The organism is Massilia sp. UBA6681 (genome assembly GCF_002454935.1).
GTDB lineage: Bacteria > Pseudomonadota > Gammaproteobacteria > Burkholderiales > Burkholderiaceae_D > Telluria > Telluria varians.
Genome location: NZ_DKJX01000099.1, coordinates 40,150 through 44,080, shown reverse-complemented (window position 1 = coordinate 44,080; position 3,931 = coordinate 40,150). Strand labels below are relative to the sequence as shown.

Here is a 3,931-nt window from a genome sequence, read left to right as displayed (position 1 = left end):
CAGCTTCGGCGCCGCGCGTGCGGCGCTGCGCGACTTCGAGGACCTGGCGGCGCCGCCGGTCGCGCACCCGGCGGCGACCGCGCAGGCCATGCCGGTGGTGGTGGCCACGGGCAGCCCGCTGCGCGTGCAGGGCGTGGTGGGCGAGGGACCGCTGCAAAGCCGCGAACAGGCGCTGGCCCAGCTGCGCGGCGTGGCCGAGTTCTTCCGCCGCACCGAGCCGCACAGCCCGGTCGCCTACCTGGCTGAGAAGGCGGCGCGCTGGGGCGAGCAGCCGCTGCACGCCTGGCTGCGTTCGGTCATCAAGGACGACGCCTCGCTGGCGCGGCTGGAGGAATTGCTGGGAATCGAAACGGAAAACTAAAGGGGAAGAGGGGGTGAAAGAAAATTTCATTCCAGGCGTCTAGATGAAATTTTCTCTCGTGAGGGGCCGGCATTGCCGGCCTTCTTGCTTATTCGGCCTGCTTTTGCGTACCCGGCTGCACCATCGACGTGGCCTTCGCGATCTGCGCTTCCACGGTCTGCACCGCCTGGCGGGTGGCCTGGGTCACCTGTTCGTAGCCCTTGAAGGCATTGTCGATCGCGGTCTTGATAATTTCCACGGCGTTCTCCGAGCCCGGCTTGACGTTCTGCGTCACGTCGTAGATGAGCGCCGACAGGGTGCTCTTGGCTTCGGCCACGTGGGTATCGGCGGCCTGGCGGAATTCCTGGTGCATCTCGTCGATGATGGCTTTCAGTTGCTCGCGGTATTCCGCAGCGCCGGCTGCGCCCGGCTGCATGCGCGCATGCAGCGCCGCGATGGCGGCCTTCGGGTCGCCGGTGCCGGCCAGCCCCGCCATTTCCTGGCCCGCCGCGATCGAGCCGGCCATCGAGCTCCTCGCTGCATTCATGTTCAGCGCCACCACCTGTTCCACACCCTTGACCGTCTTGTCGGCGAGGGTATTGAAAGTCTGCATCTGCAGGTCGAACAGGGTCTTGGTGGCGTTGGCGAACTGCTCCGGACTCGTAAACATCGGTGTCTCCTCGCTATTTGAATAATCGGATGAAGGTCGAATGAACTACGGCTTGCACCCCATTATTTAGTAACAATGGGTTTTTCGCAACGCGCGTCCCGATAGGGGCCGGCAGATTTTTCCCAGCCCGGACCGAGGGGCGTTTGCGAGCATGCAAGCGTGCCGTTCAATTTGCTGCGCCATTGGTAATAGGGCGCCGGACCGGCCAGTGCCGCATGTGCAGCCAGGCCGAGTGCAAGGAGGAGGGTAGCGTGTTTCATGTGCTGTCGAGCTTACCTTCATGGTGGCGCAAGTCAAGCATCGCGTCGATTTTCCTCCTCGCCCGGACCACCAGCCCTGCCTAGGCCACCCGGTTGTAGCGAAACACGATTTCGTAGCGGCTGTCCTCGTCGTCGCTGATGTACTCGCGCCGTTCGCGGTACTGGCCGGGGATCTTGTCGAGCGGCGTCACCCGGACCCTGATGCCTTGCGGCGTGACATGTTCGCTCGCCGCCGGCAGCGCGACATCCACGTTGGTCAGCTCGACCAGGTCCTGGACGCCGGGGCCGATCATGTCCTCGATGATCGGATCGGCCGGCGCCCATAGCGCCACGAAGACGTCGATCGCCACGACCACCGCGGCCGCGATGGCGGCGGCGATCAGGCCCTTGAGGCCGTAGCTGGCCAGCTTCGATGCAATGCCGCCGGCTTCCTTGAGGTGCTCCATCACGAAGGCCAGCTGGTCTTTCAGGATGTCGATGAAGGCGTCGAGGGTGTCCTCGATCTGGCGCTCGAACGCCTCTTCGCCATCGATCTCGAAGCCCCGGATCGATAGCGCGGCGCCCAGGATCGGCGTTTGGTGCGAGAACAGCAGGTGGTCCATGGCGCGCGTCTCGCCGCTGTCGACGTCGCCGAAGCGGATCGGTTCGCCGCCATTGGGCAGCTGGGCTTCGCCGGAGCTCAGGTCGGGAAACAGCGGCAGCGCCAGGATCCGGATGCCGACTTCGTCCGAGCCGAACGAGGCGGGCGAGGTCTCGGCCCGTGCGTACAGGCTTTCGCTCCTGATCTCGAAGCGCGCGCTCGAGGGCGTGGCGACGCCGATGTACTCGACGTTCGACAGCAGCACGGGGCCGTGGCCGGGGTGGGTGCTGAGGTTGGGCACCGCGACCTGGAAGCCGTACACGCCGGGAGCCAGGTCGGCGGGCAGCTGGAAGCTGAGGCGGTCGTGCACGCGGCAATCGAGGATGGGGCGGTCTTGATTGCCGATGCGCTCGGTGAGCGGGGTCTCGTCGTCGCCGCACACCTGCGCGGGAACCTCGCGCAGCACCGTGCCCGGCGTGTCTTTCGCGAATATCCGCACCAATGCATCGACGCTGGAAAAATTCACGCCTTCCAGCAGCACGCCCTGGCCCGCCTCGATCTCCAGCACCCGCTGGCAGGCGCCGGCCGCGCTGTTGCCGGGACAGTCGCTCGTCTGCACCTCGCACACCTGCCGTGCTTCGTTGCCTTCCATGATGACGCGGCAACGCTGCTGCAGTTCGGAGGGCAGGTATTCGCCCGGGGAGAGCGGCGGCGTGTAGCTGCCGGTGCGCAGGCCGTTGACCCGGCAGATCCGCACCAGGGGATCGAAGTTCTCCTCGCCGGGGATATAGGGCCGCACGCGCACCCGGCCCGGATGCTCCTGCGTTGCACAGGCGGCATCGTCGAAGGCCTGCACGCCGACGCGGTCGGCGATCTCCTGGGCAAAGCTCAGCGACAGCTGTGTAAGGTCGAGCGGCTCGTCGATGGAGGGCAGCAGGCTAGTCGCGAACAGGCGGCTGCGCTCGCCGCCGGTCAGGCTATCGAGCGAATCGCCCGCACAGGCCAGCACCCGTTTCAATTCCGGCGGCAGGCGGCGCAGGGTGGCGAAACCGCTCTCCTCCAGCGCATTGGCCGGCGCCTTGCCCGCAAGATAGCGCCGCGCCAGGTGGAAGAAGGACGCGCCGAGCGTGCTCGGGACGCGGTTGTTGGCGAGCAGCCGGTCGAGCTTGTTGCGCCGGCTCTGCTTGGCCTTGGCGCCGAGCGACACCGGTACGCAAGCGCCGGGCACGCCGGGCGGACAGGGGTGCTCGCCGCCCGGCGGCGCGCATGGCGCCTCGGGCGGCGTGGGCGCCGAGCAGTTGTAGATGTTGATGGTGCCGCTGCTCTTGATGCGGATGTTGATGATGCATTCGCCTTCATGCCCGGGCTTGCCGGTATCCGGGGCATTGTTCTTTCTCGATTTCATGATGTAATCTCCGTAAGAGGCGACAAGGGCAGGGCGTGGGCCATCAGACAGGCTCGACACTAGTAACCGTAGCGCGGGATGCGCGCCCGCCCTTGGATTGCGCTCAATGGAGAAGGCATGGGAAGCTAGAATCCCATGATTGGATAGGCAACAGGAGATGACAATGCCGCAAGGCGCTACGCTGCTCAATATCGGCGACGCCGCCAGGGCTTCCGGCGTGTCGGCCAAGATGATCCGCCACTACGAAGCGATCGGCCTGCTCAAGGAGGCGAAACGCACCGACGCCGGCTACCGCGTGTATGGCGAAGACGAGGTGCGCGTGCTGCAGTTCATCCATCGCGCCCGCGCGCTCGGTTTTTCGCTGGAGCAGATCGGCAAGCTGCTGAGCCTGTGGCAGGACCGGGGGCGCGCCAGCGCCGACGTGCGCGCCCTGGCGCGCGCCCACATCGATGAGCTCAACCGCAAGATCGCCGAGATGGAAGCCATGCGCCGCACGCTCGAAGCGCTGGCCGCGTCCTGCCATGGCGATGCGCGCTCGAGCTGCCCGATCCTGGACGACCTGGCGGCACAGGAAGAGGGCAGGTAAACGCAAAACGCCGTAAGCCTTTTCCAAAGCTTACGGCGTTTTGCGGGACATCTGTCCAAGGTAGAGTTTGGTGCCCACGGAGGGACTCGA

4 protein-coding genes and 1 pseudogene are annotated in these 3,931 nt (G+C 65.9%); 2 read left to right on the top strand and 3 right to left on the bottom strand.

Annotated elements, in window-relative coordinates; genetic code table 11:
- Positions 1–361 (top strand): annotated as a pseudogene (locus B2R83_RS19390) (type VI secretion system protein TssA); the annotation flags it as partial.
- 88 nt (positions 362–449) lie between these two features.
- Here B2R83_RS19390 and phaP read toward each other — a convergent pair.
- From phaP to B2R83_RS19375, 3 genes are all read right to left on the bottom strand, one after another.
- Positions 450–1,010, bottom strand: coding sequence for a TIGR01841 family phasin (gene phaP / locus B2R83_RS19385; RefSeq protein WP_027865059.1), 561 nt, complete (start codon positions 1,008–1,010; stop codon positions 450–452).
- 62 nt (positions 1,011–1,072) lie between these two features.
- Positions 1,073–1,270: a hypothetical protein gene (locus B2R83_RS19380; RefSeq protein ID WP_285377736.1), complete on the bottom strand. Its 198-nt coding sequence runs from the start codon at positions 1,268–1,270 to the stop codon at positions 1,073–1,075.
- 80 nt (positions 1,271–1,350) lie between these two features.
- Positions 1,351–3,255 (bottom strand): hypothetical protein, encoded by a 1,905-nt coding sequence (locus B2R83_RS19375; RefSeq protein ID WP_292044236.1) that lies wholly within the window; start codon positions 3,253–3,255, stop codon positions 1,351–1,353.
- A 163-nt stretch (positions 3,256–3,418) separates the two neighbouring features.
- Between B2R83_RS19375 and cueR the strand changes: the two genes are divergently transcribed.
- Positions 3,419–3,841, top strand: coding sequence for a Cu(I)-responsive transcriptional regulator (cueR, locus tag B2R83_RS19370; RefSeq protein ID WP_292044235.1), 423 nt, complete (start codon positions 3,419–3,421; stop codon positions 3,839–3,841).
- Positions 3,842–3,931: the final 90 nt, after the last annotated feature.

Excerpts from the sequence above, each read along its gene's own strand:
- cueR (WP_292044235.1), top strand. The coding sequence starts at position 3,419 with ATGCCGCAAGGCGCTACGCTGCTCAATATCGGCGACGCCGCCAGGGCT.
- B2R83_RS19380 (WP_285377736.1), bottom strand. The coding sequence starts at position 1,270 with ATGAAACACGCTACCCTCCTCCTTGCACTCGGCCTGGCTGCACATGCG.
- B2R83_RS19375 (WP_292044236.1), bottom strand. The coding sequence starts at position 3,255 with ATGAAATCGAGAAAGAACAATGCCCCGGATACCGGCAAGCCCGGGCAT.
- phaP (WP_027865059.1), bottom strand. The coding sequence starts at position 1,010 with ATGTTTACGAGTCCGGAGCAGTTCGCCAACGCCACCAAGACCCTGTTC.